Source organism: Rudaea sp. (assembly GCF_036560865.1).
In the GTDB taxonomy this organism is placed as follows: domain Bacteria; phylum Pseudomonadota; class Gammaproteobacteria; order Xanthomonadales; family Rhodanobacteraceae; genus Rudaea.
The window spans coordinates 1-4,837 of sequence record NZ_DATBQK010000119.1 but is presented as its reverse complement, the minus strand read 5'-3'; the positions used below and the strand labels follow the sequence as shown (position 1 = coordinate 4,837).

The window sequence follows — 4,837 nt, the reverse complement described above, 5'->3', positions numbered from 1 at the left end:
AGAAAAAGGGAGAGGCTGAGTTCGTTCGATGGATGGGGCCACTACTCGACTGCTTGCGTGCAGTCGGCGGGTCGGCGCGACCCAAGGAAGTTTCCACGTGGATTCAACGCGAGCTTAGACTTGGAATCGATGTAACCGACGCGACGCTGAAATCCGGGGGCAATCGCTTTCACAACCAAGTTCAGTGGGCTCGCCAATACCTTGTATGGCAAGGACTGCTCGATGACAGCCGGCGAGGTATCTGGACGTTGACCGCCCTGGGTTGGAAAACGCATCTCGACGACGATTCCGCCCGTGAGCTGTTTCTCAATCGCACAGCGGCCTATCAAGCCATCCGCAAGGAACCAGATGAAGAATCACAAAGAGTAGAGCTTGATCTGAAAGATGCTCTCCCGCTCGATGAAAAGCAGGAACAGAGCTTGCTTGAGTTGCTGAAATCTTTGTCGCCGTATGGTTTCGAGCTTATCTGCGAGCGCCTGCTTCGCGAACATGGCTTCGAAGATGTCGAGGTAACCCAGAAATCGCGTGATGGTGGAATTGATGGATACGGCGTCCTGCGCCTGAGTCCTTTCGTCAGCGTCAAAGTTGCATTCCAGGCCAAACGCTACAAGGACGTCGTATCACGCGCGGCTGTTGGTGAATTCCGCAATGCACTTCTTGGCCGTGCTGAAAAAGGAGTCTTTATCACGACAGGCCGCTTCTCCGGTGATGCTGAGGCCGAAGCAGCGCGCGATGGCGTTATTCCTATTGAGCTGATTGACGGCGAGAGATTGGTGGTGCTGTTCGAGGAAGCCAAACTCGGTGTGAAACCAAAACAGATTTTCGACATTGACTATGCATTCTTCGATCAGTTTCGGAAGCAATGAATAGAATCACGCCGCCAGCCGCAACTGCGGCCGCAGTCCCGCACGTGCAGCGAGCCGCACCAGTAGATCGAGGCTGAACGATCCAATCTTGCGGCGCTTGATATCGGACACACGCGCTTGCGTGACGCCGAGTTGCGACGCCGCTGCTGCTTGCGTCAATCCGGTTTCGACAAGCCAGGCTTGCAGCCCGCGCAGCGCCTCGGCACGCATTGTGAGTTCCGCAGCTTCGTCGGGATCGAACAGGTCGTGAAATACGCCACGCGGATCGCCGGAAGTGCGCTTGAGGTCGACTTTGGAAGGTTTAGCTTTTCGGTTCATGGCTCGTCTCGCATGCGTACATGCAATATCTCGCATACGTTGCTAGTCTAACCGCAAGAGCCCAGAGCCGTTGATCTGCTCTCGCCTCGCCCTTGATCTTGTCCCCCTTTGCCGCGGCGAGATCACGCAGGAAAAGTCCGTGAGGATGACGCGCAGGATGCGCGTCAGTTCGCGAACGTATAGGGATGTACGTCAAGCGAACCCCTGCGTGATCTCGCGCACTCGAAGCGCGCAGCGCGAAGAGCGCGGCATCGGGGGCGGTCTCTCTTTGGTTACTTTCTCTTGGCTGTAGAAGAGAAAGTGACCCGCTCGCCGCAGGCGAGTGGAAGCCTTTGCTTCTAAAGTCAAACAGCAAAGCGAAGACGCAGGATTCCTGCTTCCGCAGGAATGACGAGCTAGAGCTGCGCCAGATGCACTTCATCCCCCACAATCTCAATCGGCAAAGCCGCCAGACTCTCTCCGCGACAAGGCCCATCAACGCAGAGTCCGGATGCAATCGCAAACACCGCCCCGTGCGACGCGCAAATCAGATGGGAATTCTCGATCAGGAAGCGCCCGGGCGCCCAGTCCAGGCGCCGGCCGGCGTGCGGACAGACGTTGCGATAGGCGAACACTTGCGCCGCCTGGCGCAGTAGAATGAGCGAGTCCGCGTAAGCCTCCGCCGCATTAGCGGATTCCGCCGGAAGGTCCAGTGCGATGGCGCCGCCATCGGGGATATCCGCGAGCCGGCATAACGTTTTTCTAACGCTCATCAGAGTATTTAGTTTCCTGCCAGCCGGTACCGCTTACGCGCTGTCCAACCCCCACATTCTGCCATGGAGCATCGTCGCCATGTTTTACTGGCGCTGGTTCAATCGTCGTCACCATCCGCTGACCCGCCTCCTGTTCGGCGTGCTCGGTGCGATGCTGCTGATTGGTGTGCTCACACTCGGCTTTTTTGCCCTGATTGCGTTCGCGTTCGTCGGCGCGATCGTCGCGCTCACGCGCGCGCTGGTGCGCACGCACGCGCAGGCAACGCAGCAACCTGCGTCCGCGCGTGGCAGTCCGCGCGTGATCGAGGGCGAATACGTGGTGCTGCACAAAGACACGGCGACGCTGAAGCACTGATCCGCGTTTCGCGTCGGCGGTATCGACCGTCTGCGCACTATCGTCTGCTCCAATGGCCCCGCACGCGTCGTGACAAATGGCGCTATCGTGCGTTCGGGCGCGCCGCTAAGATGGGTGCCAATCCGCAACCGTCTCCGCGCGCCGTAAAAGTATACTTTCTCCCAACGCAATGAACGATACCGCTCTCGCTGCCGCGCCCGTGCGCGCCCTGCTCACGCCGCGCGTGCTCGTGCCGCTGGCCTTGTTCGGCATCTACGTGCTGTGGGGCTCGACCTATCTCGCGATCCGCATTGCGGTGGCGGGCTATCCGCCGTTTCTGATGGCGGCGGTGCGCTTCGCGATCGCCGGGGCGTTGATGCTCGCGCTGCTGAGCTGGCGCGGCCTCGCCCTGCCGACGCGCAGGCAATGGTTCAATTGTTTCGTCACCGGAACGCTGCTGCTCGGCTTTGGCAACGGCATGGTTTGCTACGCCGAACAGAGCGTCGCGTCCGGAATCGCAGCGGTCGCAGTCGCCAGCGTCGCATTGTTCATGGCGATCTTCGCCGGGCTCTACGGGCAATGGCCAAATCGCCTCGAATGGATTGGTTTGCTCGTCGGCTTCGCTGGCGTGGTCGTACTCAACTTCGGCGGCGAACTGCGCGGTTCGCCGCTCGGCGCGGCGGCACTTGTTTTCGCTGCGGTCGCCTGGGCGTTCGGTTCGGTGTGGAGCAAACATCAGGACATGCCGCACCCGGCGATGAGCGCCGCGGCGCAGATGCTGTGCGCCTGCGTGCCGCTCGGCGCGTTCGCCCTGATCGCCGGCGAGCATGCACCGCTGTCGCCGGATCTGCATGCGACGCTGGCCGTCGCCTATTTGATCGTCGCTGGATCCCTGCTCGGTTTCAGCGCCTATATCTATCTGCTGCACCACACGCGACCGGCCCTCGCGAGCAGTTACGCCTACGTCAATCCACCTGTCGCCGTGCTCGTCGGCGTGCTGCTTGGCGGCGAGAGCGCGACCTCGCTCGACATCATCGGCATGATCGTGATCCTGATCGGCGTCGCCGCGATCACGCTGGCGAAGACGAAGTAGAGCGTTTCCCGTCGTCGTCGCTAATGTCGATGCTCATGCAGCGGCTGCGGCACCCCGGCGTGATCGAGACCGCCGGTCTCCAGCCACTGCCGCGTGCGCGTTCGCGACTGCGCGATGAGCGACCGGCCCGCCGAGTAGTCGTAGGGCGATACGTCCAACGGGCACAGATTCGGCACGATCCGCAACGTGACGTCGCCCGCAAAGCGCTCGGCGTCGTGCACGAGCTGGCGCGAGACGAGCAGGCTCAGCGCGTGGATCGCGCGCGCGATCGCGCCGGTGGGCAACCGGTCGAGCGCGCAGGCAAAACCGGTCGGCAACACGATGATGCGCGTGGCGCCGAGTCTGATCGCACTGGAGATCGGCGTGTTGTTGGCCACGCCACCATCGACCAGAAAGCGCCCGCCGATCCGCACGGGTGGAAACACGCCGGGAATGGCCGCGCTCGCAAGCACCGCATCGACGACCGAGCCTGAGGACAGAACCACCTCGTTTCCGGTGAGCATGTCGGAGGCCACGATATGCACCGGCAACGCCGCCTGTTCCAATTGCTGGTAAGGGATATTCCGTTCCAGCAGGCGCCGCAAAGCGTGGGAATCGACCAGGTGACCCCGCCTGAGCAACATGCCGAGCATGCTGCCCAGGCTGAAGGGAAGAACGTCCCTGCGCTTGAGCGCGCACCAGATGCCCTCGAGTTTGTCGGCGCCGGCGCGCGTCGGGTCGGCGGCGAAGTACGCGGCGTTGATCGCACCGGCCGACGCGCCCACGATGAAGGCTGGCGTCTCGCCCCAATCCAGCAGGGCCTGCAACATGCCCACTTCCACCGCGCCGAGACTGCCGCCACCGGCCAGCACGAAGGCCGTGCGCTGTGCGGCGCGATTGTCGATCGGGGTTGTCTGGGCCATTCCGGGTACCTGTCTGATATCACGCTGCGACGCTGTTGCATTGGACACGGCGTGGGCGACTTTCCTTACGCCCGGTGGCTGAAACCTCAGACTACGACCACCGGAATCTTGCCGATGCGCGACTGCCATTCGCGTGGGCCGGTCTGATGCACCGAGGTGCCTTGCGAATCCACCGCGACGGTGACGGGCATGTCCTTGACTTCAAATTCGTAAATCGCCTCCATGCCCAGGTCGGCGAAACCGACCACGCGCGATGCGCGGATCGCTTTCGAGACCAGATACGCGGCGCCGCCGACCGCCATCAGATACACCGAGCGGTGTTTCTTGATCGCGTCGATGCCCGCAGGGCCGCGCTCGGCCTTGCCGACCATGCCGAGCAGACCGGTCTGCGCCAGGACTTGTTCGGTGAACTTGTCCATGCGCGTCGCTGTGGTCGGACCGGCGGGGCCGACGACTTCGTCGCGCACCGGATCGACCGGGCCGACGTAGTAAATAAAGCGGCCGCTGAAATCGACCGGCAGCTTCTCGCCGCGATTGAGCATCTCGACGATGCGCTTGTGCGCGGCGTCGCG

At 62.2% G+C, this 4,837-nt stretch carries 7 protein-coding genes; 3 read left to right on the top strand and 4 right to left on the bottom strand.

The annotated features are described in order from the left end of the window. Positions 1–866, top strand: an 866-nt coding sequence (locus tag VIE67_RS12130) for a restriction endonuclease (protein WP_332026566.1), incomplete at its 5' end; no start/stop codon positions are given. A gap of 6 nt (positions 867–872) precedes the next feature. Here the strand turns inward: VIE67_RS12130 and VIE67_RS12125 are convergent. Next, positions 873–1,184 carry a helix-turn-helix domain-containing protein gene (locus VIE67_RS12125; RefSeq protein ID WP_332026564.1) on the bottom strand — a complete coding sequence of 104 codons (312 nt, stop codon included), beginning with the start codon at positions 1,182–1,184 and terminating at the stop codon, positions 873–875. A 395-nt stretch (positions 1,185–1,579) separates the two neighbouring features. After that, a complete protein-coding gene (locus VIE67_RS12120; protein WP_332026562.1) occupies positions 1,580–1,936 on the bottom strand; it encodes a Rieske (2Fe-2S) protein in 357 nt (118 codons plus the stop codon). A gap of 79 nt (positions 1,937–2,015) precedes the next feature. On the opposite strand from VIE67_RS12120, the gene VIE67_RS12115 reads away from it, so the two are divergent. Both VIE67_RS12115 and yedA read left to right on the top strand, forming a co-directional pair. Then, positions 2,016–2,291 (top strand): hypothetical protein, encoded by a 276-nt coding sequence (locus tag VIE67_RS12115; protein ID WP_332026560.1) that lies wholly within the window; start codon positions 2,016–2,018, stop codon positions 2,289–2,291. A gap of 169 nt (positions 2,292–2,460) precedes the next feature. After that, positions 2,461–3,363, top strand: coding sequence for a drug/metabolite exporter YedA (yedA, locus tag VIE67_RS12110; RefSeq protein WP_332026558.1), 903 nt, complete (start codon positions 2,461–2,463; stop codon positions 3,361–3,363). A gap of 20 nt (positions 3,364–3,383) precedes the next feature. Here the strand turns inward: yedA and VIE67_RS12105 are convergent, their stop codons facing one another. Then, the gene (locus VIE67_RS12105; RefSeq protein WP_332026556.1) at positions 3,384–4,265 is read right to left on the bottom strand and encodes a patatin-like phospholipase family protein; all 882 of its coding nucleotides are present in this window, start codon (positions 4,263–4,265) and stop codon (positions 3,384–3,386) included. A gap of 86 nt (positions 4,266–4,351) precedes the next feature. Then, the coding region (locus VIE67_RS12100) for a fumarate hydratase C-terminal domain-containing protein (protein ID WP_332026554.1) at positions 4,352–4,837 on the bottom strand (486 nt) is incomplete at its 5' end.